The organism is Laceyella sacchari (assembly GCF_004343255.1).
Lineage (GTDB): Bacteria > Bacillota > Bacilli > Thermoactinomycetales > Thermoactinomycetaceae > Laceyella > Laceyella sacchari.
The window spans coordinates 115,928-138,477 of sequence record NZ_SMDD01000004.1; the positions used below are offsets into that span (position 1 = coordinate 115,928).

Annotated in this window: 35 protein-coding genes; all 35 read left to right on the forward strand. The window is 49.8% G+C overall.

The genetic code is table 11. The annotated features are described in order from the left end of the window. Positions 1 to 38: 38 nt before the first annotated feature. Positions 39 to 3,653 (forward strand): DNA-directed RNA polymerase subunit beta', encoded by a 3,615-nt coding sequence (gene rpoC / locus EDC32_RS14240; protein ID WP_132223226.1) that lies wholly within the window; start codon positions 39 to 41, stop codon positions 3,651 to 3,653. 81 nt (positions 3,654 to 3,734) lie between these two features. Next, positions 3,735 to 3,983, forward strand: a complete 249-nt coding sequence (locus EDC32_RS14245; protein ID WP_022738856.1) for a 50S ribosomal protein L7ae-like protein — start codon at positions 3,735 to 3,737, stop codon at positions 3,981 to 3,983. A 161-nt stretch (positions 3,984 to 4,144) separates the two neighbouring features. Beyond that, positions 4,145 to 4,558: a 30S ribosomal protein S12 gene (gene rpsL / locus EDC32_RS14250; RefSeq protein WP_022738858.1), complete on the forward strand. Its 414-nt coding sequence runs from the start codon at positions 4,145 to 4,147 to the stop codon at positions 4,556 to 4,558. Positions 4,559 to 4,603: 45 nt separating this feature from the next. After that, positions 4,604 to 5,074, forward strand: a complete 471-nt coding sequence (gene rpsG, locus EDC32_RS14255; RefSeq protein WP_022738859.1) for a 30S ribosomal protein S7 — start codon at positions 4,604 to 4,606, stop codon at positions 5,072 to 5,074. 36 nt (positions 5,075 to 5,110) lie between these two features. Next, positions 5,111 to 7,186, forward strand: a complete 2,076-nt coding sequence (fusA, locus tag EDC32_RS14260; protein ID WP_132223229.1) for an elongation factor G — start codon at positions 5,111 to 5,113, stop codon at positions 7,184 to 7,186. Positions 7,187 to 7,302: 116 nt separating this feature from the next. Further along, positions 7,303 to 8,490 (forward strand): elongation factor Tu, encoded by a 1,188-nt coding sequence (gene tuf / locus EDC32_RS14265; RefSeq protein WP_132223232.1) that lies wholly within the window; start codon positions 7,303 to 7,305, stop codon positions 8,488 to 8,490. Between the two features lie 451 nt (positions 8,491 to 8,941). Then, positions 8,942 to 9,250, forward strand: coding sequence for a 30S ribosomal protein S10 (gene rpsJ / locus EDC32_RS14270; RefSeq protein ID WP_029072148.1), 309 nt, complete (start codon positions 8,942 to 8,944; stop codon positions 9,248 to 9,250). A 32-nt stretch (positions 9,251 to 9,282) separates the two neighbouring features. Further along, positions 9,283 to 9,909: a 50S ribosomal protein L3 gene (gene rplC, locus EDC32_RS14275; protein WP_022738863.1), complete on the forward strand. Its 627-nt coding sequence runs from the start codon at positions 9,283 to 9,285 to the stop codon at positions 9,907 to 9,909. Positions 9,910 to 9,938: 29 nt separating this feature from the next. Then, on the forward strand, positions 9,939 to 10,565 hold the full coding sequence (gene rplD / locus EDC32_RS14280; RefSeq protein WP_022738864.1) for a 50S ribosomal protein L4: 627 nt from the start codon (positions 9,939 to 9,941) through the stop codon (positions 10,563 to 10,565). Further along, positions 10,562 to 10,849 carry a 50S ribosomal protein L23 gene (gene rplW, locus EDC32_RS14285; RefSeq protein WP_132223235.1) on the forward strand — a complete coding sequence of 96 codons (288 nt, stop codon included), beginning with the start codon at positions 10,562 to 10,564 and terminating at the stop codon, positions 10,847 to 10,849. Before rplD ends, rplW begins: the two co-directional genes overlap by 4 nt. Before the next feature lie 30 nt (positions 10,850 to 10,879). Further along, positions 10,880 to 11,710, forward strand: a complete 831-nt coding sequence (gene rplB, locus EDC32_RS14290) for a 50S ribosomal protein L2 (protein ID WP_022738866.1) — start codon at positions 10,880 to 10,882, stop codon at positions 11,708 to 11,710. Between the two features lie 42 nt (positions 11,711 to 11,752). Further along, on the forward strand, positions 11,753 to 12,034 hold the full coding sequence (rpsS, locus tag EDC32_RS14295; RefSeq protein ID WP_022738868.1) for a 30S ribosomal protein S19: 282 nt from the start codon (positions 11,753 to 11,755) through the stop codon (positions 12,032 to 12,034). Positions 12,035 to 12,064: 30 nt separating this feature from the next. Then, positions 12,065 to 12,397 (forward strand): 50S ribosomal protein L22, encoded by a 333-nt coding sequence (gene rplV, locus EDC32_RS14300; RefSeq protein WP_022738869.1) that lies wholly within the window; start codon positions 12,065 to 12,067, stop codon positions 12,395 to 12,397. A 29-nt stretch (positions 12,398 to 12,426) separates the two neighbouring features. Continuing rightward, positions 12,427 to 13,086, forward strand: coding sequence for a 30S ribosomal protein S3 (gene rpsC / locus EDC32_RS14305; protein WP_022738870.1), 660 nt, complete (start codon positions 12,427 to 12,429; stop codon positions 13,084 to 13,086). Between the two features lie 3 nt (positions 13,087 to 13,089). Further along, the gene (gene rplP, locus EDC32_RS14310; RefSeq protein ID WP_022738871.1) at positions 13,090 to 13,515 is read left to right on the forward strand and encodes a 50S ribosomal protein L16; all 426 of its coding nucleotides are present in this window, start codon (positions 13,090 to 13,092) and stop codon (positions 13,513 to 13,515) included. Further along, entirely contained in the window at positions 13,512 to 13,724 is a 213-nt protein-coding gene (gene rpmC, locus EDC32_RS14315; protein WP_022738873.1) for a 50S ribosomal protein L29, read from the forward strand. The genes rplP and rpmC overlap by 4 nt, the downstream gene beginning before the upstream one ends. Beyond that, positions 13,721 to 13,987 carry a 30S ribosomal protein S17 gene (gene rpsQ / locus EDC32_RS14320; RefSeq protein ID WP_022738874.1) on the forward strand — a complete coding sequence of 89 codons (267 nt, stop codon included), beginning with the start codon at positions 13,721 to 13,723 and terminating at the stop codon, positions 13,985 to 13,987. The genes rpmC and rpsQ overlap by 4 nt, the downstream gene beginning before the upstream one ends. Positions 13,988 to 14,027: 40 nt before the next feature. Beyond that, entirely contained in the window at positions 14,028 to 14,396 is a 369-nt protein-coding gene (gene rplN / locus EDC32_RS14325; protein ID WP_022738875.1) for a 50S ribosomal protein L14, read from the forward strand. A 54-nt stretch (positions 14,397 to 14,450) separates the two neighbouring features. Then, positions 14,451 to 14,804, forward strand: coding sequence for a 50S ribosomal protein L24 (gene rplX, locus EDC32_RS14330; RefSeq protein ID WP_022738877.1), 354 nt, complete (start codon positions 14,451 to 14,453; stop codon positions 14,802 to 14,804). 25 nt (positions 14,805 to 14,829) lie between these two features. Continuing rightward, the gene (rplE, locus tag EDC32_RS14335) at positions 14,830 to 15,372 is read left to right on the forward strand and encodes a 50S ribosomal protein L5 (protein WP_022738878.1); all 543 of its coding nucleotides are present in this window, start codon (positions 14,830 to 14,832) and stop codon (positions 15,370 to 15,372) included. A gap of 41 nt (positions 15,373 to 15,413) precedes the next feature. Beyond that, a complete protein-coding gene (locus EDC32_RS14340; RefSeq protein ID WP_022738879.1) occupies positions 15,414 to 15,599 on the forward strand; it encodes a type Z 30S ribosomal protein S14 in 186 nt (61 codons plus the stop codon). A 24-nt stretch (positions 15,600 to 15,623) separates the two neighbouring features. After that, entirely contained in the window at positions 15,624 to 16,022 is a 399-nt protein-coding gene (gene rpsH, locus EDC32_RS14345) for a 30S ribosomal protein S8 (protein WP_022738880.1), read from the forward strand. Between the two features lie 27 nt (positions 16,023 to 16,049). Continuing rightward, positions 16,050 to 16,586: a 50S ribosomal protein L6 gene (rplF, locus tag EDC32_RS14350; RefSeq protein ID WP_022738882.1), complete on the forward strand. Its 537-nt coding sequence runs from the start codon at positions 16,050 to 16,052 to the stop codon at positions 16,584 to 16,586. Positions 16,587 to 16,621: 35 nt separating this feature from the next. Then, positions 16,622 to 16,990 (forward strand): 50S ribosomal protein L18, encoded by a 369-nt coding sequence (rplR, locus tag EDC32_RS14355; protein WP_022738883.1) that lies wholly within the window; start codon positions 16,622 to 16,624, stop codon positions 16,988 to 16,990. A 47-nt stretch (positions 16,991 to 17,037) separates the two neighbouring features. Further along, complete coding sequence (gene rpsE / locus EDC32_RS14360; protein WP_029072149.1) at positions 17,038 to 17,505, forward strand: 30S ribosomal protein S5; 468 nt, start codon at positions 17,038 to 17,040, stop codon at positions 17,503 to 17,505. A 6-nt stretch (positions 17,506 to 17,511) separates the two neighbouring features. Continuing rightward, complete coding sequence (gene rpmD / locus EDC32_RS14365; RefSeq protein ID WP_102991335.1) at positions 17,512 to 17,706, forward strand: 50S ribosomal protein L30; 195 nt, start codon at positions 17,512 to 17,514, stop codon at positions 17,704 to 17,706. A 33-nt stretch (positions 17,707 to 17,739) separates the two neighbouring features. After that, positions 17,740 to 18,180 carry a 50S ribosomal protein L15 gene (gene rplO / locus EDC32_RS14370; RefSeq protein WP_054095565.1) on the forward strand — a complete coding sequence of 147 codons (441 nt, stop codon included), beginning with the start codon at positions 17,740 to 17,742 and terminating at the stop codon, positions 18,178 to 18,180. Further along, positions 18,180 to 19,478, forward strand: a complete 1,299-nt coding sequence (gene secY / locus EDC32_RS14375; RefSeq protein ID WP_022738888.1) for a preprotein translocase subunit SecY — start codon at positions 18,180 to 18,182, stop codon at positions 19,476 to 19,478. Before rplO ends, secY begins: the two co-directional genes overlap by 1 nt. A 113-nt stretch (positions 19,479 to 19,591) precedes the next feature. Beyond that, positions 19,592 to 20,245, forward strand: a complete 654-nt coding sequence (locus tag EDC32_RS14380; RefSeq protein WP_132223238.1) for an adenylate kinase — start codon at positions 19,592 to 19,594, stop codon at positions 20,243 to 20,245. Beyond that, positions 20,242 to 20,988 carry a type I methionyl aminopeptidase gene (gene map, locus EDC32_RS14385; RefSeq protein ID WP_132223241.1) on the forward strand — a complete coding sequence of 249 codons (747 nt, stop codon included), beginning with the start codon at positions 20,242 to 20,244 and terminating at the stop codon, positions 20,986 to 20,988. The genes EDC32_RS14380 and map overlap by 4 nt, the downstream gene beginning before the upstream one ends. Before the next feature lie 13 nt (positions 20,989 to 21,001). Then, positions 21,002 to 21,307, forward strand: coding sequence for a KOW domain-containing RNA-binding protein (locus EDC32_RS14390; RefSeq protein WP_054095567.1), 306 nt, complete (start codon positions 21,002 to 21,004; stop codon positions 21,305 to 21,307). Between the two features lie 4 nt (positions 21,308 to 21,311). After that, positions 21,312 to 21,530, forward strand: a complete 219-nt coding sequence (gene infA, locus EDC32_RS14395) for a translation initiation factor IF-1 (RefSeq protein ID WP_022738893.1) — start codon at positions 21,312 to 21,314, stop codon at positions 21,528 to 21,530. 69 nt (positions 21,531 to 21,599) lie between these two features. Beyond that, complete coding sequence (gene rpmJ / locus EDC32_RS14400; protein ID WP_022738894.1) at positions 21,600 to 21,713, forward strand: 50S ribosomal protein L36; 114 nt, start codon at positions 21,600 to 21,602, stop codon at positions 21,711 to 21,713. 19 nt (positions 21,714 to 21,732) lie between these two features. Continuing rightward, positions 21,733 to 22,101, forward strand: coding sequence for a 30S ribosomal protein S13 (rpsM, locus tag EDC32_RS14405; protein ID WP_022738895.1), 369 nt, complete (start codon positions 21,733 to 21,735; stop codon positions 22,099 to 22,101). Between the two features lie 21 nt (positions 22,102 to 22,122). Then, positions 22,123 to 22,521, forward strand: a complete 399-nt coding sequence (gene rpsK / locus EDC32_RS14410; protein ID WP_029072151.1) for a 30S ribosomal protein S11 — start codon at positions 22,123 to 22,125, stop codon at positions 22,519 to 22,521. The last annotated feature ends 29 nt before the right edge of the window (positions 22,522 to 22,550 follow it).

The following is a 22,550-nucleotide window of genomic DNA, read 5'->3' on the forward strand; positions in this document are numbered from 1 at the left end:
GCATGCAACGGGATGAATCCTGAGGGAGGAATCGCCCAATGTTGGATGTAAACAACTTTGAGTATATGAAAATCGGCCTCGCCTCTCCTGAAAAAATCCGCTCTTGGTCTCGCGGTGAGGTTAAAAAGCCGGAAACAATCAATTATCGCACGCTCAAACCGGAAAAAGAAGGTTTGTTCTGTGAGAAGATCTTTGGACCGACCAAAGATTGGGAGTGTCACTGCGGTAAATACAAACGCGTTCGTTACAAAGGGGTAGTCTGTGACCGATGCGGCGTGGAAGTGACCCGTGCCAAAGTGCGTCGTGAACGGATGGGCCATATTGAGTTGGCTGCACCGGTATCCCATATCTGGTATTTCAAAGGGATTCCGAGCCGAATGGGTCTTGTATTGGACATGTCTCCCCGCTCATTGGAGGAAGTTATTTATTTCGCCTCCTATGTGGTTGTGGACCCGGGTCCGACCCCGTTGGAGAAGAAACAGCTCCTGTCTGAAAAAGAATTCCGCGCTTATCGTGAAAAATACGGTACCGCCTTTACGGCGATGATGGGTGCGGAAGCGATTAAGCGTCTGTTGCAAGAGATCGACCTCGACAAAGAGGTAGAAAGCCTGAAAGAAGAGTTGCAGACGGCGCAAGGGCAACGGCGCAACCGCGCAATCAAGCGCTTGGAAGTGTTGGAAGCCTTCCGTGCTTCCGGCAATTCTCCGGATTGGATGATTCTTGATGTGTTGCCGGTTATTCCGCCGGAGTTGCGGCCGATGGTGCAATTGGATGGTGGCCGTTTTGCCACATCCGACTTGAACGATCTTTACCGCCGTGTGATCAACCGTAACAACCGGTTAAAACGCCTGCTCGACTTGGGTGCACCGGATATCATCGTGCAAAACGAAAAACGGATGTTGCAAGAAGCGGTTGACGCGCTGATCGATAACGGTCGTCGCGGTCGTCCGGTTACCGGGCCGGGGAATCGCCCACTCAAGTCTCTCTCCCACATGCTGAAAGGGAAGCAGGGCCGTTTCCGGCAAAACCTGCTTGGGAAACGTGTTGACTACTCTGGCCGTTCCGTTATCGTTGTCGGCCCGTATCTGAAAATGTACCAATGCGGTTTGCCAAAAGAAATGGCGCTGGAACTGTTTAAGCCGTTTGTGATGAAAGAGTTGGTGGCGAAAGGGCTCGCGCACAACATTAAGAGCGCCAAACGCAAAGTGGAGCGCGTTCACCCCGAAGTGTGGGATGTGTTGGAAGAAGTGATCAAGGAGCATCCTGTGCTCCTCAACCGGGCGCCCACGCTTCACCGTTTGGGAATTCAAGCATTTGAGCCGATTCTCGTAGAAGGGCGCGCCATTCGTCTCCATCCGCTCGTATGTACGGCGTATAACGCTGACTTCGACGGAGACCAAATGGCTGTGCACGTACCACTATCTGCAGAGGCGCAAGCGGAAGCTCGCCTGTTGATGCTGGCGGCACAAAACATCTTGAACCCGAAAGACGGTAAGCCGGTTGTAACCCCGTCTCAGGATATGGTATTGGGTTGCTACTACTTGACCATCGAGAAGGCTGGCGAAAAAGGGGAAGGCTCGATCTTTTATTCGATCTCCGAAGCCATCAACGCTTACCAGCATGGTTACGTCAGCCTGCATTCCCGCATTGCCATTCCAGCGCGCAATGTGAAGAAAACCTCTTTCACTGAAGCGCAGAAAAATAGCTTGTTGGTGACGACTCCGGGTAAGCTGATCTTCAACGAGATCTTCCCCGAAGAGTTCCCATACATCTGCGAACCGGGCAAAAAGAACTTTGTAAGCACTCCGGATAAATACTTCATCTTTGAAAAAGGCGTGAATGTCCGCGAATTTATCAGTAAGATGGATGATCCGGGCGCCCTGACCAAAAAGGATTTGGGTGCGGTGATCGCAGAGTGCTTCCGCCGTTTCGGTACGACCACTACGTCGGAAATCCTCGACCGGGTGAAAGAACTTGGCTATAAGTTCTCTACCAAAGCGGGGATCACGATGTCAGTCTCTGACGTAAATGTGCCGGAGGAAAAGAAAGCGATCTTGGCGCAAGCGGAAGAGGATGTCGCCAAAGTGATGAAGCAATACCGCCGTGGTTTGATTACCGAAGACGAACGGTACGAGCGCGTCATCTCCATCTGGAGCCGCTCGAAGGATCAGATCACGAAAGTGCTCATGGAAAACATGGGTAAATATAACCCGATTTACATGATGGCGCATTCTGGTGCGCGGGGTAACGTGTCCCAGATCACCCAGTTGGCAGGGATGCGGGGTCTGATGGCCAACCCATCCGGACGGATTATCGAGCAACCGATCCGTACCAACTTCCGTGAAGGGTTGACCGTATTGGAGTACTTCATCTCCACCCACGGTGCGCGAAAAGGTTTGGCGGATACCGCGCTGAGAACGGCTGACTCGGGTTACTTGACCCGCCGTCTGGTAGACGTGGCGCAAGATGTGATCGTACGTGAAGAAGATTGCGGCACCGACCGGGGAATGACTGTAAGTGCGATCGCTGATGGAAACGAAGTGATTGAAAACTTATATGATCGTCTTGTAGGACGGTTTGCTTTCCAAACGGTTCGCCATCCGGAAACAGGTGAAGTTATTGTCGGCATCAATGAGATGATCGACGAAGAGATCGCTAACAAAATCGTCGAAGCAGGTCTGAAAGAAGTTACGATTCGCTCGGTTCTTACCTGTCGCACCAAACACGGTGTTTGCAAAAAATGCTACGGCCGCAACTTGGCCTTGGGCACACCGGTGGAAATCGGCGAAGCTGTCGGCATTATCGCCGCACAGTCGATTGGTGAGCCTGGTACCCAGCTGACGATGCGTACCTTCCACACCGGTGGGGTTGCGGGTGACGACATCACCCAAGGTTTGCCGCGGATTCAGGAGCTGTTTGAAGCGCGCAATCCGAAGGGGCAAGCGGTGATCAGCGAGATTGCCGGGGAAGTTGTCGACATTCGTGAAACCAAAGACCGTCGTGAAATCGAGATCAAAGGAGACGTGGAGTCCAAAATTCATCCCGTCCCATATGGTTCCCGCCTGCGTGTTTCAGTCGGAGATTATGTCAACGCTGGTGACGAGTTGACAGAGGGTTCTGTTGACCCGAAAGAGCTTCTGCGCATTAAAGGAGTGGCTGGCGTGCAACGCTACATCCTCCAAGAAGTGCAGAAGGTTTACCGCCTGCAAGGGGTGGAAATTAACGACAAGCACGTAGAAGTGATGATTCGGCAGATGATGCGCAAGGTACGGATTACCGATGCGGGTACGACCGATTTGTTGCCGGGCGCAGTCGTCGACATTCACGAATATGAAGCGGCTAACCGCAAAGTGCTGTTGAACGGCGGAGATGCGGCTGTTGCCCGCCCTGTCCTGTTGGGGATCACCAAGGCTTCGTTGGAAACAGAGTCTTACCTGTCAGCGGCATCGTTCCAAGAAACCACACGGGTCTTGACCGATGCGGCGATCAAGGGCAAATTGGATGGGCTCTTGGGTCTGAAGGAGAACGTCATCATCGGGAAGCTGATTCCCGCTGGAACCGGTATTTCCCGCTATCGCAACCAAACGTATGAGATTGTTGGTGAAAAAACTGAATCGGACCAAGCCGGCAAAGAGACGATGCTTGTTAAGTAGAGTTAATTGTTGACTTTGCCCAGGCGAGATGTTAATATATCTTCGTGTGCTTGGGAATTATTCACTTTGGAGGGCGATTCAATGTCTTATGAAAAAGTGATACAAGCAGAATCGTTAACGATCGGCACCAAGCAAACGAAGAAGGCCATTGAGCAAGGCCGAGCGCTCGAAGTACTTGTTGCAGATGATGCGGATCCGCAAATCATTTACCCGATCCTGAAGCTTTGCAAGGATCGCGGCATTCATGTCATCCACGTTGAATCAATGAAGCAACTTGGCAAAGCTTGCGGCATTGAAGTGGGCGCTGCGACGGCAGCGGTTTTAAAATGATTGTGAGCGACAGAAAATTATCGTTGATCGCGTCCCACGATGGTGGGCGTGATCAACTTTCATAAAAAGTCTCGTCGTTCCGATTTTTTTCGGCCACAGATGAAACACCTGGTTCTGTGGTCTTGAAGAGATATAACCAAACTCAGAAGGGGGTGCCAGTCATGCCAACAATGAACCAGCTCGTGCGCAAAGGTCGCAAAGCTAAAATCAAGAAGTCCAAATCTCCGGCGTTGCAGTACACCTACAACACCATGAAGAAAGAGGTTGTGCCACAAAGCGCTCCGCAAAAACGCGGTGTTTGCACTCGTGTGGGCACCATGACTCCTAAAAAACCTAACTCCGCTTTGCGTAAATATGCGCGTGTTCGTTTGACCAACGGTACGGAGGTTACCGCATACATCCCGGGTATCGGCCACAACCTGCAAGAGCACAGTGTTGTGTTGATCCGTGGTGGTCGTGTAAAAGACTTGCCAGGGGTTCGTTACCACATCGTTCGTGGTGCGCTTGACACCGCAGGGGTAGCTAACCGTAACCAAGCACGTTCCAAATACGGAGCGAAACGTCCTAAGAAATAATGCAACTGATTCAGCATAGAACAACGAGGAAAAGGAGGGAGAAGCATGCCACGTAAAGGCCCAGTAGCTCGTCGGGATGCACTGCCAGATCCGATTTACAACAGCAAGCTGGTGACCCGTCTCATCAACCGCTTGATGTATGACGGTAAGAAAGGCACTGCACAACGCATTTTGTACAATGCATTCGATATCATTCGCGAACGTTCCGGTAACGATCCGATGGAAGTGTTTGAACAAGCACTGAAAAACGTAATGCCTGTACTGGAGGTTAAAGCTCGCCGTGTGGGTGGTGCCAACTACCAAGTACCAGTAGAGGTGAAACCAGAACGTCGCACCAGCCTTGGTCTCCGTTGGTTGGTAAGCTACGCTCGTCTGCGCGGTGAAAAAACCATGGAAGAGCGTTTGGCTAACGAGATCATGGATGCAGCGAACAATACCGGTGCAGCCGTGAAGAAGAAAGAAGATACGCACCGTATGGCAGAAGCCAACCGTGCATTTGCTCACTATCGCTGGTAAACAACATTCTTTCCAATATGAAGGGAGAAATTTCCGATGGCACGCGAATTCTCCTTGCAAAATACACGTAACATTGGGATCATGGCTCACATCGACGCTGGTAAAACGACTACCACTGAGCGTATCCTGTTCTACACCGGTCGCGTACACAAAATTGGTGAGACGCATGAAGGTGCGGCCACCATGGACTGGATGGAGCAAGAGCAAGAGCGCGGAATCACCATTACATCCGCAGCGACCACCGCTCAGTGGAAAGGTCATCGTGTCAACATCATCGACACTCCAGGCCACGTTGATTTTACCGTTGAGGTAGAGCGTTCCCTCCGTGTATTAGACGGGGCAGTAGGTGTTTTTTGTGCAAAAGGTGGCGTAGAGCCACAATCTGAAACGGTATGGCGTCAAGCTGACCGTTATGGCGTACCGCGTATTGCGTATGTCAACAAAATGGATATTCTCGGTGCCGATTTCTACGGTGCGGTAGAGCAAATGCGTGAGCGTCTTGGCGCAAATGCTGTACCGATCCAAATTCCAATCGGCTCTGAAGAAACTTTCGAAGGTGTAATTGACCTTATCACCATGAAAGCGATCATTTACACCGACGATTTGGGTACCACTTCGGAAGCTCGCGAGATTCCAGCAGAATACGCGGACAAAGCGGAAGAATACCGCAACAATCTGGTAGAAGCTGTGGCTGAGCTGGATGAAGAGCTGATGATGAAATACCTCGAAGGTGAAGAACTCACCGAAGAGGAAATTGTCTCCACACTTCGCAAAGGTACCTGTGAAGTGAAAATCACTCCGGTTCTCTGCGGTTCTTCTTACAAGAACAAAGGGGTGCAACCACTCCTCGACGCAGTAGTCGCGTACCTGCCTTCTCCGCTGGATGTACCGGCGATCCAAGGCACCTTGCCGGACGGTACGGAAGTTGTGCGTCAATCGAGCGACGAAGAGCCGTTTGCCGCTCTGGCGTTCAAAGTAATGACGGACCCGTACGTAGGGAAGTTGACCTTCTTCCGCGTTTACTCGGGTACGCTTGAATCCGGCTCCTATGTGATGAACACCACCAAAGGGAAGCGTGAGCGGATCGGTCGGATCCTGCAAATGCACGCGAACCACCGTGAAGAGATCTCCAAAGTTTACGCCGGTGACATCGCCGCTGCAGTAGGCTTGAAAGATACCACCACGGGTGAAACCCTCAGTGACGAAAAGAATCCGATCATTCTTGAGTCCATGGAGTTCCCAGAACCGGTAATCAAGATCGCTATTGAGCCAAAATCGAAAGCGGACCAAGACAAAATGGGTCTGGCTCTCACCAAATTGGCTGAAGAGGACCCGACTTTCAAAACTTGGACCGATGAAGAGACTGGCCAAACGATCATCGCTGGTATGGGTGAGTTGCACCTGGAGATCATTGTTGACCGCTTGAAACGCGAGTTTAAAGTGGAAGCCAACGTTGGTGCACCACAGGTTGCTTACAAAGAAACTTTCCGCTCTGCTGCGAAGGTGGAAGGGAAATTTGTTCGTCAGTCTGGTGGTCGTGGTCAATACGGTCACGTATGGATCGAGTTCGAACCATTGGAAGAAGGCGCTGGCTTCGAATTTGTCAACAAAATCGTCGGTGGTGTGGTTCCGAAAGAATACATCCCAGCGGTTCAAGCAGGTATCGAAGAAGCCATGCAAAACGGTGTCTTGGCTGGATTCCCGTTGGTTGACGTTCGCGCGACCATTGTGGACGGTTCTTACCACGATGTGGACTCCTCCGAGATGGCGTTCAAAATTGCTGGTTCGATGGCCCTCAAAGCTGCCAAATCTAAGTGTAACCCAGTTCTCCTGGAGCCGATGATGAAAGTGGAAGTCACGGTACCAGAAGACTACATGGGTGACGTGATGGGTGACATCAACTCCCGTCGCGGTCGTGTAGAGGGCATGGAAGCACGCGGTGGCGCTCAAGTGATTCGTGCGATGGTGCCTTTGGCGGAAATGTTTGGTTATGTAAGTAACTTGCGTTCCCGCACCCAAGGCCGCGGTGTGTTCTCCATGGTGTTTGACCACTATGAAGAAGTACCGCGCAACATCGCTGACGAGATCGTGAAGAAGCGTTCCGGCGAGTAATTCCATTTGTTCTAAGGGTTGAGAAACTGGTGAAGCGGGAACTTTCCGCTTCCCGGATTTTCAAATATCTATTACAATAATACTTAGTTTCATGAGTAAAGGGAGGATACCTAGTCATGGCAAAAGCCAAGTTTGAGCGTACAAAACCTCACGTAAACATTGGTACCATCGGTCACGTTGACCATGGTAAAACCACTCTGACCGCTGCTATTACCACGGTATTGGCACAAAAAGGTGGCGCAGAAGCGACCGCTTATGACCAAATCGACAAAGCTCCAGAAGAAAGAGAGCGCGGTATCACCATCTCCACCGCACACGTGGAGTATGAAACCGACAAACGTCACTATGCTCACGTTGACTGCCCAGGTCACGCTGACTACGTGAAAAACATGATCACCGGTGCTGCGCAAATGGACGGCGCGATCCTGGTAGTATCCGCTGCTGACGGCCCAATGCCGCAAACTCGTGAACACATCTTGCTCTCCCGTCAGGTAGGCGTTCCATACATCGTTGTGTTCTTGAACAAATGCGACATGGTTGACGACGAAGAGTTGCTGGAACTGGTAGAAATGGAAGTACGCGAACTTCTGTCCGAGTACGAATTCCCAGGCGACGACATCCCAGTAGTTGCTGGTTCCGCTCTGAAAGCTCTGGAAGATCCAACTGGTGAATGGGCTCAAAAAATCATCGAACTGATGAACGCTGTAGACGAGTACATCCCAGAACCAGAGCGCGACACCGACAAAAGCTTCCTGATGCCGGTAGAGGACGTATTCACCATTACTGGTCGTGGTACGGTTGCTACCGGTCGTGTAGAACGCGGTGTAGTTAAAGTGGGTGACGAAGTTGAGATCGTAGGTCTTGGCGAAACCCGCAAAACCGTATGTACTGGTGTTGAGATGTTCCGCAAACTGCTCGAATCCGCTCAAGCTGGTGACAACATCGGTGCCCTGCTGCGTGGTATTGAGCGTAAAGACATCCAACGTGGTCAAGTACTGTCCAAACCAGGCAGCGTAAAACCACACACCAAATTTAAAGCTCAAGTTTACGTATTGTCCAAAGAAGAGGGCGGACGTCACACCCCATTCTTCTCCAACTACCGTCCGCAATTCTACTTCCGTACGACTGACGTAACCGGCATCATCAAACTGCCAGAAGGCGTTGAAATGTGCATGCCTGGCGACAACATCGAAATGGAAGTAGAACTGATCGCTCCGATCGCGATCGAAGACGGTACCCGCTTCGCTATCCGTGAAGGTGGACGTACCGTAGGTGCTGGCGCAGTTACCGCTATCATCGAGTAATTTCGCCTAAACCAGATAAAAGCTGTTAACCCTATGGGGTTAGCAGCTTTTTCATTTGTATCTCTCATCGCGTGTAGGATGGGGGAGCACAGGGATGTTGGTCTCTGTTGTCATATATGGCTTTTTTTTCAGCTGTCATGGTTATGGATGTCTATGTAGTGGAGACTTAAGGTATGACTTGCAAGCGGGGCGTCAATCTAGTAAAATATTGTAAGTTCGTCGTGTTCATGAGAGGATTTCAAGTGGCGGCAAGTACTTCCTTATGTGTCGTTTCGGCAAAATCAAAGAAAAAAGCTTGCATAAGCCTCTGTTTTTCATTATAATCTTGAATGTTGTCATGAACGCGATGATGCGAAAGGTTGCCGACACACCCGGCCCCTTTGCCATGGCCGGGCGGGAAATTTTCGCGGAGAAGTTCATTTAATAAAATGGGCGAGAAGGAGGGTTACCAATGGCAAAACAAAAGATTCGCATTCGTTTAAAGGCTTACGATCACCGTGTGCTGGATCAATCCGCGGTGAAAATCGTTGATACCGCTAAGCGCACCGGAGCCAGCGTATCTGGTCCGATTCCGTTGCCGACCGAAAAAACGGTTTACACGATTTTGCGTGCGGTTCACAAATATAAAGACTCTCGTGAGCAATTCGAAATGCGCACTCATAAACGCCTCATCGACATCGTGAATCCAACGCAACAAACCGTTGACGCGCTGATGCGACTGGATTTGCCGTCCGGTGTTGATATTGAAATCAAATTGTAATCCTGACTTTAGAGTGGTAGGAGGTGTACAAAGTGAAAGGGATTCTCGGTAAAAAGATCGGGATGACGCAAATCTTCAACGAAGATGGCGTGGTTATTCCCGTTACCGTTGTTGAAGCGGGTCCATGCGTAGTGTTGCAAAAGAAAGATATCGCCAATGATGGTTACGAAGCAATTCAGCTCGGTTTTGAAGAGAAGAAAGAGCATCGTGCGAACAAACCGGAATTGGGTCATGCCAAAAAAGCAAACGCGGCGGCGCAAAAATTCATCAAAGAATTCCGCGGTGTAAACTTGGCTGACTATGAATTGGGCGCAGTAGTTAAAGCCGACATCTTCTCTGAGGGAGAGCTGGTGGATGTAACCGGTACTTCCAAAGGGAAAGGCTTTGCTGGTGCGATCAAACGCCACAACCAATCCCGCGGGCCAATGAGCCACGGTTCCCGTTATCATCGTGGTCCTGGTTCCTTGGGTGCGATTGCCCCGGCACGTGTATTTAAAGGCCAAACCCTGCCAGGACGCATGGGCGGAGAGCGCGTAACGACGCAAAACCTGCAAATCGTACGCGTTGACGCAGAGAAAAACTTGCTCCTGATCAAAGGTGCAGTACCAGGGCCAAAAAATAGCTATCTTGTAATCAAATCTGCTGTCAAAGGCAGCTAATTGATCGATCAAAGAAAGGAGGAGCATCCATGCCAAAGGTAACAGTCTTAGACATGAGCGGTAAACAAGTGGGAGAGATCGAACTGGCAGACGCCATTTTCGGCATCACCCCAAATGAAGCCGTATTGCATGATGCCGTTGTGATGCAACAAGCATCGCTTCGTCGTGGCACCCATGCTGTGAAAAACCGTGCAGCTGTTCGCGGCGGTGGTAGAAAACCATGGAGACAAAAAGGTACCGGACGCGCGCGTCAAGGTAGCATTCGTTCTCCGCAATGGGTAGGCGGTGGTGTGGTATTTGGTCCAACTCCACGCACCTATGCATACAAATTGCCTAAAAAGGTTCGTCGCTTGGCGATCAAATCGGCTCTCGCTTCCAAAGTGATCGACAGCCAATTGGTTGTACTGGATGAACTGAAACTGGAGCAACCAAAAACCCGTGACATGGTTCAAGTGCTCAAAAACCTGGGAGTAGAAAGAAAAGCGTTGGTTGTTACTGACAACCTGGAAGACAACGCAGTGCTCGCAGCACGCAACATCCCAGGAGTGAAACTCATCACTGCTGATGGCGTCAATGTACTGGACGTCCTCTATCACGACAAATTGATTCTCACTCGTGGAGCTGTGAATCGCGTTGAGGAGGTGCTTGGCCAGTGAAAGACCCACGCGATATTATCCGTCGCCCGGTCATCACCGAAGCTTCCACCGGCATGATGGAGCAAGGAAAATACGTATTTGAAGTAGATCCTCGTTCCAACAAAGTGGAAGTGAAAAAAGCGATTGAGCAAATTTTCGGTGTGAAAGTTGACCAAGTGAACACCATGCGTGTTCCAGGCAAAATGAAACGCTACGGTCGTTACACCGGACGTACTGCCGAAAGAAAGAAAGCGATCGTGACATTGGCTGCCGACAGCAAACCGATCGAAATCTTTGAAGTGTAATTATCCTAAACAAAAAGGAGGGAAAAAGGCATGGCTGTAAAACATTTTAGACCAACGACTCCATCTCGTCGTCATATGACCGTTTCTTCTTTCGAAGAAATCACCACCGACAAACCGGAGAAATCCTTGCTTGTTACGCTGGTGCGCAAAGCCGGTCGCAACAACCAAGGTCGGTTGACTGTTCGTCATCAAGGCGGTGGTCATAAACGCAAATACCGTATTATTGACTTCAAGCGCAACAAAGACGGCATCCCAGGTAAGGTCGCTACAATCGAGTACGATCCAAACCGTTCTGCCAACATCGCGCTGATTCATTATGCGGATGGTGAAAAACGTTACATTCTCGCTCCGCATGGCTTGAAAGTCGGCACCACCATCATGTCCGGTCCGGAAGCTGACATCCGTGTGGGTAACGCACTGCCACTGAAAAACATTCCTGTAGGTACCGTTATCCACAACATTGAGATGAAACCAGGCCGCGGTGGACAATTGGTGCGTGCAGCAGGTGCTTCTGCACAACTTCTGGGTAAAGAGGGCAAATACGCAATCATCCGCCTGACCTCTGGTGAAACCCGCATGATTAACCTGGAGTGCCGCGCGACCATCGGTCAAGTAGGTAACCTGGATCATGAGCTTATCACCATTGGTAAAGCAGGACGTTCTCGTTGGTTAGGCAAGCGCCCGACCGTTCGCGGTTCTGTTATGAACCCGGTAGACCATCCACACGGTGGTGGTGAAGGTCGCGCGCCAATCGGACGCAAGTCTCCGATGACCCCATGGGGCAAACCAACGCTTGGTTACAAAACCCGCAAGAAAAACAAAGCATCTGACAAATATATTATCCGTCGTCGCAAGAAGTAATCTAGGCTGGGAGAAAGCCTCACTCGAAGGGAGGTTAATTACATGGGCCGCAGCTTGAAAAAAGGACCATTTGTAGATGCGCACCTGATTAAAAAGGTTGAAGAACTGAATGAAAAAGGTGAAAAGCGAGTGATCAAAACCTGGTCTCGCCGTTCTACCATTTTCCCTGACTTCATCGGTCACACTTTCGCAGTACATGATGGTCGCAAACATGTTCCTGTATTCGTGACTGAAGACATGGTAGGTCACAAGTTGGGTGAGTTCGTTCCAACCCGCACCTACAAAGGTCACGCCGCTGATGACAAGAAAACGAAAAGACGGTAGAGGTCTTGTTGAAGAGAGGGGGGTTACAACATGGAAGCTAAAGCTGTTGCACGTTATGTGCGCATCGCTCCACGCAAAGCGCGCCTGGTAATGGACTTGATCCGCGGTAAGTCCGTGGAAGAAGCCATCGCGATTTTAAAATTCACTCCTCGCGCAGCATCTCCGATTATCGAGAAAGTACTCGCTTCTGCTGTGGCAAATGCTGAGCACAACTTTAACATGGACACCAGCCGTCTGGTTGTAGCGAAAGCGTTTGTTGACGAAGGTCCAACACTGAAGCGTTACATGCCTCGTGCTATGGGACGTGCGAGCCGCATTAACAAACGCACCAGCCACATCACCGTGGTTGTGAGCGAAAAGTAATCAACTATTGAACAAGGAGGGATGAAGCTGTGGGTCAAAAGGTAAATCCAGTTGGTCTGCGTGTCGGGGTGATTCGCGACTGGGAATCCAAATGGTACGCTGACAAAGACTATGCTGATTTATTACACGAAGACATTAAGATCCGTGAATTCGTGAAAAACAAGCTGAAAGACGCAGCGGTTTCCACTGTTGAGATTGAGCGCGCAGCCAACCGCGTAAACATCAGCATCCACACCGCGAAGCCAGGGATGGTTATCGGTAAAGGTGGTTCGGAAGTTGAAGCATTGCGCCAACAGCTTGCGAAACTGACCAACAAGAAAGTTCACATCAACATTAACGAAATCAAAAATCCAGAGCTTGATGCATATCTGGTTGCAGAAAGCATCGCGCAACAATTGGAGCGTCGCGTTTCTTTCCGCCGTGCGATGAAACAAGCGATTCAACGTTCCTTGCGTGCTGGAGCAAAAGGGATCCGCACGATGGTAAGCGGACGTTTGGGTGGAGCGGACATCGCCCGTAGCGAAGGTTATAGCGAAGGAACGGTACCACTTCACACCCTGCGCGCTGACATCGACTATGGTTTTGCAGAAGCGCACACCACTTATGGTCGGATTGGTGTGAAAGTGTGGGTATACCGTGGTGAGGTTTTGCCAACCAAAAATAAAGGAGCAGCGGAAGGAGGCGAGTAATCTATGTTGATGCCTAAACGTGTGAAATACCGCCGTCCGCATCGTCCGAGCCTGAAAGGGAAGGCAAAAGGCGGTACGGAAGTCGCATTCGGCGAGTACGGATTGCAAGCACTTGAGCCAGCTTGGATTACGAACCGTCAAATCGAAGCTGCCCGTATCGCCATGACCCGTTACATCAAACGGGGTGGTAAAGTATGGATCAAGATCTTCCCGGATCAACCGATCACCCAAAAGCCGCTTGAGGTTCGGATGGGTAGCGGTAAAGGTTCTCCTGAAAAATGGGTAGCGGTCGTAAAACCAGGTCGCATCATGTTTGAGTTGGCCGGAGTACCGGAAGAAACAGCTCGTGAAGCAATGCGTCTGGCGGCAATGAAGTTGCCGGTGAAAACGAAGTTCGTAAAACGTGAAGAAGCGGGTGGTAACGAATGAAAGCAAAAGAATTAGTAGAGTTGACCACCGCCGAGATTGAGCAAAAGCTCGCACAGTACAAGGAAGAACTGTTCAACCTCCGCTTCCAGTCGGCCACTGGGCAATTGGAAAACCCTGCTCGGATTGGCCAAGTTCGCAAGGCGATTGCCCGTGCTAAAACCGTTCTGCGGGAGCGCGAACTGGGAATCGAAAGGAGGAAACAGGGATGAACGAGCGTACAACTCGCCGTAAAGTACGTGTCGGCAAAGTGGTCAGCGATAAAATGGATAAAACGATTGTTGTCGCTGTTGAGACCTATAAGAAACATCCACTGTACGGTAAGCGTGTGAAATACACGAAAAAATTCAAAGCTCATGACGAGCACAACCAAGCGAAAATCGGCGATGTAGTAAAAATCATGGAAACTCGTCCGCTTTCCAAAGATAAGCGTTTTCGTTTGGTAGAAGTCGTTGAAGAAGCAGTGATCATCTAACTTGAGACACGCGTGAATGACGCGGGAAGGAGGGAAAACCATGATCCAACCTCAAACACGTCTTCGTGTCGCTGACAACTCTGGTGCGAAAGAAGTTATGTGCATCCGTGTATTGGGTGGCTCCAAAAAGTCCACTGCTGGTATCGGTGACATCATCGTGGCTTCTGTAAAACAAGCTACACCCGGTGGCGTTGTCAAGAAGGGTGATGTAGTGAAGTGCGTGGTGGTACGTACGGTTCGTCCGTCTCGCCGTCCAGATGGTTCCTACATCCGTTTTGATGAAAACGCGGCGGTTGTTATCAAAGAAGATAAAAGCCCACGTGGAACTCGTATCTTTGGACCTGTTGCCCGTGAGCTGCGTGATCGCGATTTCATGAAAATCGTATCTTTGGCACCGGAAGTACTGTAATATAAAGTTCTTTTTGGCTGGTACCACTTCAGTATGCAAGGAGGTGCTTAAGACATGCACATCAAAAAAGGCGATATGGTTATCGTAATGCGCGGCAAGGAAGCGCCGTACTTTGAAAACGGCAAAAAGGTTTACACCCGCGGTCGCGTGATCAAAGTTCTCCCGAAAGAGAACCGCGTGGTAGTCGAAGGTGTGAACATGGTGAAGAAGCATTCCCGCCCGACTCAAGCCAATCCTCAAGGTGGCATCATCGAAAAGGAAGCGCCAATCCATGTTTCCAATTTGATGATCGAGGATCCAAAAACGAAAGAACCGACTCGTATTGGTTACAAATTCGTTGAAGGCAAGAACGGTGAGAAGAAAAAAGTTCGCGTAGCCAAAAAGTCTGGCGAAATTCTTGACAAGTAATGTTTAAGGAAGGGAGGTACACAAAGTGGCAGCACGTCTGAAAGAGATGTACCTGAACGAGGTTGCTCCCAACCTCATGAAAAAGTTCAACTACAAATCTACTATGCAAGTGCCAAAAGTTGAGAAAGTGGTCATCAACATGGGTGTGGGTGAAGCTGTAGCCAACGCGAAAGTGTTGGATGGAGCGGTAGAAGACCTGACGTTGATCGCTGGTCAAAAGCCAATCATCACCCGTGCGAAAAAATCGATCGCTGGCTTCAAGCTTCGTGAAGGCATGCCGATCGGTGTGAAAGTAACTCTTCGTGGTGAGCGGATGTATCACTTCTTGGACAAATTGATGAACATCGCTCTGCCACGCGTACGCGACTTCCGCGGGGTTTCCCCAAAAGCGTTTGACGGCCGTGGGAACTACACCCTTGGTCTGAAAGAACAGCTGATCTTCCCGGAAATCGCATACGATAAAGTGGATAAAGTTCGCGGTATGGACGTTGTGATCGTGACAACGGCCAATACCGATGAAGAAGCTCGTGAACTGCTTACCCAAATGGGTATGCCATTCCGCAAGTAGTCACGAACGGGATTAAAAATACGATTAAAGGAGGGAATCACTTGGCCAAGAAGTCGATGATCGTAAAGGCTAAGCGTGAGCCGAAATTTGCAGTGCGCGCTTACACCCGTTGCGAACGTTGTGGTCGTCCACATTCCGTATTGCGCAAGTTTAAGCTGTGTCGTATCTGCTTCCGTGAGTTGGCCTACAAAGGGCAGATTCCCGGCGTTAAAAAAGCAAGCTGGTAATGATGATAGGAAGGAGGGTTTCGCATGGTGATGACTGACCCGATTGCAGATATGCTGACTAGAATTCGTAACGCCAACATGGTTCGCCATGAGAGCGTTGAGTTCCCTGCGTCTCGTATAAAACGGGAGATTGCTGAAATCCTGAAACGTGAAGGATTTATTCGCGATGCTGAATATATCGAAGATAACAAGCAAGGTATTATCCGCATCTTCCTGAAGTACGGTCAGAACAACGAAAAAGTAATTACCGGGCTGAAACGGATCAGCAAACCCGGTTTGCGTGTTTATGTAAAATCTAATGAAATTCCACGTGTATTGCGTGGTTTGGGTATTGCCATTTTGTCTACGAACAAAGGCATCTTGACTGACAAAGAAGCTCGCCAAAACAAAGTGGGCGGAGAAGTACTCGCTTATATCTGGTAATTTGGCTAACGGATGGAGGTGAACGGAATGTCCCGTATCGGAAAAAAACCAGTTGTTATTCCAGCTGGCGTTGAAGTGAAAGTCGAGGGCGGCAAGGTAACGGTGAAAGGTCCGAAAGGTACACTGACCCGCGACTTCCATTCCGATATCGCCATCAAGTTGGAGAACAATGAATTGATCGTGGAACGTCCAAGCGATCATCGCACACACCGTGCACTCCATGGAACCACCCGCAGCTTGATTGCAAACATGGTTGAAGGTGTATCCAATGGATTCTCCAAAACACTTGAGTTGGTAGGTGTCGGATACCGGGCTTCCAAGAAAGGAAGCAATCTGGTGTTGAACGTAGGTTACTCCCACCCAGTGGAAGTGACACCGCTCGAAGGGATTGAGTTGGATGTACCATCTCAAACCCAGATCGTAGTTAAAGGGATTGACAAGCAAAAAGTCGGCGAAATGGCCGCTAACATCCGCAAGATTCGTGAGCCTGAGCCATACAAAGGCAAAGGGATTAAATACAGCGATGAAGTTATTCGCCGTAAAGAAGGTAAAACTGGTAAGTAATCGAATCGCCTAACTAGAAGGGAGTGAGCTAGACCGTGATTCGCAAGGAAGATCGCAATAAGAAACGGAAAAAACGCCATCTGCGTGTACGCAAACGGTTGTTTGGTACGGCTGAGCGTCCACGTCTGAACGTGTTCCGCTCTTCCAACAACATTTATGCACAATTGATCGATGACACCGTGGGTCACACGATCGCTTCTGCGTCCACCCTGGATAAGGAGTTCCAAGCTAAAGGTGTGAATGGTGGAACGGTTGAAGCGGCACGTATTGTTGGTGAGATGATTGCAAAACGCGCGATTGATAAAGGACACAAAGTAGTTGTGTTCGATCGTGGCGGTTATCTCTATCATGGTCGGGTTAAAGCTTTGGCTGAAGGAGCACGGGAAGGGGGTCTAGACTTTTGAGCAAGCAAGAGAAACCACGCAAAAGAGATGCTGCGCAATCCGAGTATATCGAAAAGCTGGTTAACATTAACCGCGTAGCGAAGGTTGTTAAAGGTGGTCGTCGTTTCAGCTTCAGCGCGCTGGTTGTTGTTGGCGACGGCAAAGGCAAAGTCGGTGCGGGCATCGGCAAAGCGGCTGAGGTACCAGAAGCGATTCGCAAAGGTATCGAAGATGCCAAAAAGAACATGATTACTGTTCCTTTGAAAGGCAACACTATCCCGCATGATGTGGTTGGTCGTTTCGGCGCTGGCCAAGTTATCATGAAACCGGCTTCCAAAGGTACCGGGGTTATTGCGGGCGGACCTGTTCGTGACGTGTTGAACGCGGCAGGTGTGGGCGACATCCTCACCAAATCGACCGGTTCCAACAACCCGATCAACATGGTTCGCGCAACTTTGGCGGGATTGGAAAGCTTGAAGCGTCCTGAGGACGTAGCAAAACTGCGCGGCAAAAGCGTAGAGGAATTGTTGGGTTAAGGAGGGATGACCGTGGCTAAGAAGCTGGCAGTTACGCTGAAGCGTAGTATGATTGGCCGTCCGGAAGTGCAACGCGTCACCCTGCGCACACTCGGTCTGACGAAACGTGAGCAAACCGTTGTCCATGCTGACAATCCGGCGATTCGTGGCATGATTAAAAAAGTGAACCATCTGGTGGAAGTGAAAGAAATCGCTGAATAAGCGATATGATCTGTTGAAGAGGAGGTGCGAAGGATGAAACTGCACGAGCTGAAACCTGCCCAAGGATCTCGTCACAAGAAAAAACGTCTTGGTCGCGGTATTTCTGCAGGCCAAGGTAAGACGGCTGGTAAAGGTCATAAAGGTCAAAATGCCCGCTCCGGTGGTGGTGTGCGTCCTGGCTTTGAAGGTGGTCAAAACCCGATTTACCGCCGTTTGCCGAAACGCGGCTTTACCAACCCAAATCGTGTGGAGTATGCGATTGTCAACCTTGACACCTTGAACCGGTTTGAAGAGGGAACTGTTGTTACTCCGGAACTCTTGGTTCAAGAAGGCGTTGTGAAAAACTTGAAAGATGGTTTAAAAATCCTGGGCAATGGCGAATTGAGCAAGAAACTTACCGTGAAAGCTCATAAATTCTCTGCCTCTGCGATTGAAAAAATCAACGCCGTTGGTGGAGCGACGGAGGTAATCTAATGATTCGGAACCTGGGAAACATCTTTAAGGTGGAAGATCTTCGTCGTCGCATCTTTTTTACCCTGATGATGTTAGTGGTTTTTCGGATCGGAAGCTTCATTCCGGTTCCGAACACTAACGCCAATATCCTTCAGCAAATGATGAATGAGACCCAAGGGGTCTTCAATCTCATCAATGCTTTTTCGGGGAATGCCTTACAAAACTTCTCCATCTTTGCGATGGGCATTATGCCTTACATTACCGCATCGATCGTTGTCCAATTGCTCTCGATGGATGTGATTCCGGCGTTTTCGCGCTGGGCGAAAGAAGGGGAAGTGGGGCGCCGCAAGCTTGCCCAGTTTACCCGTTATTTTACGGTGGTGCTGGCCCTTATCCAGTCGATCGGGGTATCAATCGGGTTTAACAGAGCCGCTGCCGGGTTCATTGTGGATGAAAGCGTGTGGTCGTATTCCTTAATTGCCTTGTCCTTGACAGCGGGTACCTGTTTCTTGATGTGGATGGGTGAGCAAATCACCGACAAAGGGATTGGAAATGGTATTTCCATTTTGATCTTTGCGGGGATCGTCGCTGGTCTGCCGGGTCAAGTGGGCTATTTGGCCGAAGATTTCTTTAAGGACAAAGACCAATTGTTCCTGGGCATTCTGAAGATGGTTGGCGTTTTGCTTGTTGCAATCATCCTGATTGTGGCGGTTATCTACATTCACCAAGGCGTAAGAAAGATCCCGGTACAATACACTAAGCGTGTGGTTGGACGTAAAATGTATGGTGGTCAATCGACCCACATTCCGATGAAAACCAATGCTGCTGGTGTAATTCCTGTGATCTTCGCCCTTTCGCTCTTGATGTTTCCGCAGACGATCGCACAGTTCTGGCAAGGCAATCCTGTTGCTGATTGGATTATTGTCAACTTTGACTACACCAAGTTTAGCCTCGGGATGGCACTGTACGTGATCCTGATCATCGGATTTACTTACTTCTATACGTTTGTGCAGCTCAACCCAATTCAATTGTCTGATCAGATGAAGAAAAATGGTGGATTTATTCCAGGTGTCCGCCCTGGCAAAGCCACAACCGCCTACCTGACCAAGGTGATGAACCGCTTGACCTTGACGGGTGCCCTGTTCTTGGCGGCCGTGTCCATTTTGCCGATCATCCTGATCATCTTGGCGGGCTTGCCGCAGCAGGTTCAGATAGGTGGAACATCCCTTCTGATCGTTGTCGGCGTCGCTCTTGAGACGTTGAAAACAATTGAAAGCCAATTGATCAAACGCCATTATAAAGGCTTTATGCATAAATAAGATGATCGAACACCCCCGGAGCCTTCTTCCGGGGACTATGCATGAGCAGGCCATTGTTGGCATCATCTGCACATGCGGACCGCCCGTAGGCAACCCAACCGGAGGGATGAGGCTTGAATATCGTACTGATGGGTTTGCCCGGAGCAGGAAAAGGCACGCAAGCGAGCCGAATACTTGAGGTGTTGGATATTCCTCACATCTCCACGGGAGATATGTTTCGGGCAGCCGTAAAAGAAGAAACGCCATTGGGCTTGGAAGCAAAGTCCTATATGGAGCAAGGTCAACTGGTTCCCGACCGTGTGACGATTGGTATCGTTCGTGAGCGGTTGGGCAAAGATGATTGTGCGAACGGTTTTTTGTTGGATGGTTTTCCCAGAACGGTTCCACAGGCTGAAGCACTTGATGAATTGACAAAAGAGCTTCATCGCGCTATCGATTTCGTATTATATATTGAAGTAAGCGAAGAAGAACTGCTGAAACGGCTCACAGGAAGACGCATCTGTCGCGATTGTGGTGCTTCGTACCATGTGGTGTTCGCACCACCAAAAGCAGAAGGCGTCTGCGACCGCTGTGGCGGCGAGTTGTATCAGCGCGCTGACGACAGTGCTGAGACCGTTCAAGAACGGCTTAAGGTAAATCTTGAGCAAACACGTCACTTACTTCATTACTACGAATCGACTGGCAAACTTCATCGCGTGAATGGGGAGCAGCCGATCGAAAACGTGACCGAACAAATCTTGTCACTGATTCGAGGTTCCGTGAAATGATTATTTTAAAATCGGCAAAAGAGTTAGACTGCATGAGAGAAGCGGGCAAGATCGTATATTTGACTCATCAGGAGTTGAAGAAGGCGATCCAACCGGGAGTGACAACGAAAGAGTTGGACCGGATCGCGGAGAAAGTGATTACCCGTTATGGTGCCACTCCTTCTTTTAAAGGGTATAATGGGTTTCCCGGAAGTATTTGCACTTCGGTTAATGAAGAGCTGGTTCACGGGATTCCAGGTAACCGCACGTTGAAAGAGGGGGATATTATCTCCATCGACATCGGCGCGTGTTATGAGGGGTACCATGGGGACTCGGCTTGGACTTACGCCGTAGGGAAAATTTCTCCAGATGCGGAAAAATTGCTTTCAGTTACCGAAGCGAGTCTTTACAAAGGCTTGGAACAGGCAAAGCCTGGTGCACGCATCGGTGATATCTCTCATGCCGTACAACGAGTCGCTGAAGAAGCGGGCTTTTCGATTGTGCGTGAGTATGTGGGTCATGGCATTGGCCAAAACCTGCATGAGGCGCCGAGCGTTCCTAATTATGGATTAGCTGGGAAAGGGCCTCGGTTGAAGCCGGGGATGACCTTGGCAGTGGAGCCGATGGTTAACTTCGGCAAACGCTTTGTGCGGACACTTGCGGACAATTGGACGGTTGTGACGACTGACGGTTCAATCTGCGCCCATTTTGAGCACACGATTGCGATCACGGATGAAGGCCATGAGATTTTGACGAAAGCGTAACAGGTGAAGGGTGATGAATGTGGCTGCTGTTGACTGCAGACCCCGCCAAGGACAGATCGTGCGTGTGTTGCGCGGGAGAGATGCAGGTCAATTCGCTGTAGTAATCAGTTTTGAGGAACCACATTTCGTTTTTCTGGCTGATGGGGATCAGCGTAAATTTGACCATCCCAAAAAGAAAAACGTAAAACACATCCAGCTTATCAACTATGTAAGCGAGGATGTGGCTGAAGCATTGAGACAACATGGTCGTGTAACCAATGCAAAGTTGCGATACGCCCTGAACCAATACCTGCTCCTGAGTGAGCAAAAAGGAGAGTGAATCGATGGCCAAGGAAGATGTGATCGAGGTTGAAGGGATCGTCCAAGAGCCCCTGCCAAACGCAATGTTCCGTGTGAAGTTGGAGAATGGTCATGAAGTGTTGGCGCATGTTTCTGGCAAAATCCGCATGCACTTTATTCGCATTTTGCCAGGAGACAAAGTGACCGTGCAACTTTCCCCTTATGACTTAACCCGTGGGCGGATCACTTACCGCTATAAGTAATTTCGCGTAGTGACTCGATAACCTTGGGGTGCCGAACCTAAAGTGGGACACAGACAGGAGGTTAACAAGATGAAAGTAAGACCATCTGTGAAGCCCATTTGCGAAAAGTGCAAAGTGATTCGTCGCAAAGGGGCTGTAATGGTAATCTGTGAAAATCCAAAACACAAGCAAAAACAAGGATAATAGACGGGAGGTGTAGCGTATGGCACGTATCGCAGGTATTGACTTGCCACGTGAGAAACGTGTAGAGATCGCCCTGACTTACATTTACGGTATTGGTCGTTCTCAAGCACAAAAAATCTTGGAAGCAACTGGGATCAGCGCAGATACTCGTGTTCGCGATTTGACGGAAGAAGAAGTGACCAAGCTGCGCAGCTTTATTGATAAAAACTTGGTGGTAGAAGGTGACCTTCGTCGTGAAGTGGCACTGAACATCAAGCGTCTGATCGAGATCGGTGCATATCGCGGCATCCGTCATCGTCGTGGTTTGCCGGTTCGTGGTCAACGTACCAAAACCAATGCTCGTACCCGTAAAGGTCCACGCCGTACGGTTGCGAACAAGAAAAAATAATTGCAGTAAGGAGGGAAAACAGTGGCTAAACGTAAAACGACTACTCAGCGCGTAAAACGTCGTGTGAGAAAGAACATTGAGACGGGCGTAGCTCATATCCGCTCTACTTTCAACAATACGATCATCACCATCACAGACCCACGCGGTAACACCGTTGCTTGGGCAAGCTCCGGTACCATGGGATTCAAAGGTTCCCGCAAGAGCACTCCGTTTGCGGCACAAATGGCAGCAGAAGCAGCAGCCAAAGTCGCAATGGAAAACGGGATGAAGTCTGTTGATGTACTGGTTAAAGGCCCCGGCTCCGGTCGTGAAGCGGCGATCCGCTCTCTGCAAGCAGCAGGCCTTGAAGTCAGCTTGATCAAAGACGTAACACCGATCCCTCACAACGGTTGCCGTCCGCCAAAACGTCGTCGTGTTTAATCTTACTTCTTTAAGCTGATCCGTGGTTT

Bases quoted from the DNA above. Each gene is read 5' to 3' on its own strand.
- rpoC (WP_132223226.1), top strand. From the start codon at position 39: ATGTTGGATGTAAACAACTTTGAGTATATGAAAATCGGCCTCGCCTCT.
- EDC32_RS14245 (WP_022738856.1), top strand. From the start codon at position 3,735: ATGTCTTATGAAAAAGTGATACAAGCAGAATCGTTAACGATCGGCACC.
- rpsL (WP_022738858.1), top strand. From the start codon at position 4,145: ATGCCAACAATGAACCAGCTCGTGCGCAAAGGTCGCAAAGCTAAAATC.
- rpsG (WP_022738859.1), top strand. From the start codon at position 4,604: ATGCCACGTAAAGGCCCAGTAGCTCGTCGGGATGCACTGCCAGATCCG.
- fusA (WP_132223229.1), top strand. From the start codon at position 5,111: ATGGCACGCGAATTCTCCTTGCAAAATACACGTAACATTGGGATCATG.
- tuf (WP_132223232.1), top strand. From the start codon at position 7,303: ATGGCAAAAGCCAAGTTTGAGCGTACAAAACCTCACGTAAACATTGGT.
- rpsJ (WP_029072148.1), top strand. From the start codon at position 8,942: ATGGCAAAACAAAAGATTCGCATTCGTTTAAAGGCTTACGATCACCGT.
- rplD (WP_022738864.1), top strand. From the start codon at position 9,939: ATGCCAAAGGTAACAGTCTTAGACATGAGCGGTAAACAAGTGGGAGAG.
- rplB (WP_022738866.1), top strand. From the start codon at position 10,880: ATGGCTGTAAAACATTTTAGACCAACGACTCCATCTCGTCGTCATATG.
- rpsS (WP_022738868.1), top strand. From the start codon at position 11,753: ATGGGCCGCAGCTTGAAAAAAGGACCATTTGTAGATGCGCACCTGATT.
- rplV (WP_022738869.1), top strand. From the start codon at position 12,065: ATGGAAGCTAAAGCTGTTGCACGTTATGTGCGCATCGCTCCACGCAAA.
- rplP (WP_022738871.1), top strand. From the start codon at position 13,090: ATGTTGATGCCTAAACGTGTGAAATACCGCCGTCCGCATCGTCCGAGC.
- rpmC (WP_022738873.1), top strand. From the start codon at position 13,512: ATGAAAGCAAAAGAATTAGTAGAGTTGACCACCGCCGAGATTGAGCAA.
- rpsQ (WP_022738874.1), top strand. From the start codon at position 13,721: ATGAACGAGCGTACAACTCGCCGTAAAGTACGTGTCGGCAAAGTGGTC.
- rplN (WP_022738875.1), top strand. From the start codon at position 14,028: ATGATCCAACCTCAAACACGTCTTCGTGTCGCTGACAACTCTGGTGCG.
- rplX (WP_022738877.1), top strand. From the start codon at position 14,451: ATGCACATCAAAAAAGGCGATATGGTTATCGTAATGCGCGGCAAGGAA.
- rpsH (WP_022738880.1), top strand. From the start codon at position 15,624: ATGGTGATGACTGACCCGATTGCAGATATGCTGACTAGAATTCGTAAC.
- rplF (WP_022738882.1), top strand. From the start codon at position 16,050: ATGTCCCGTATCGGAAAAAAACCAGTTGTTATTCCAGCTGGCGTTGAA.
- rpmD (WP_102991335.1), top strand. From the start codon at position 17,512: ATGACCGTGGCTAAGAAGCTGGCAGTTACGCTGAAGCGTAGTATGATT.
- rplO (WP_054095565.1), top strand. From the start codon at position 17,740: ATGAAACTGCACGAGCTGAAACCTGCCCAAGGATCTCGTCACAAGAAA.
- secY (WP_022738888.1), top strand. From the start codon at position 18,180: ATGATTCGGAACCTGGGAAACATCTTTAAGGTGGAAGATCTTCGTCGT.
- map (WP_132223241.1), top strand. From the start codon at position 20,242: ATGATTATTTTAAAATCGGCAAAAGAGTTAGACTGCATGAGAGAAGCG.
- EDC32_RS14390 (WP_054095567.1), top strand. From the start codon at position 21,002: ATGAATGTGGCTGCTGTTGACTGCAGACCCCGCCAAGGACAGATCGTG.
- infA (WP_022738893.1), top strand. From the start codon at position 21,312: ATGGCCAAGGAAGATGTGATCGAGGTTGAAGGGATCGTCCAAGAGCCC.
- rpmJ (WP_022738894.1), top strand. From the start codon at position 21,600: ATGAAAGTAAGACCATCTGTGAAGCCCATTTGCGAAAAGTGCAAAGTG.
- rpsM (WP_022738895.1), top strand. From the start codon at position 21,733: ATGGCACGTATCGCAGGTATTGACTTGCCACGTGAGAAACGTGTAGAG.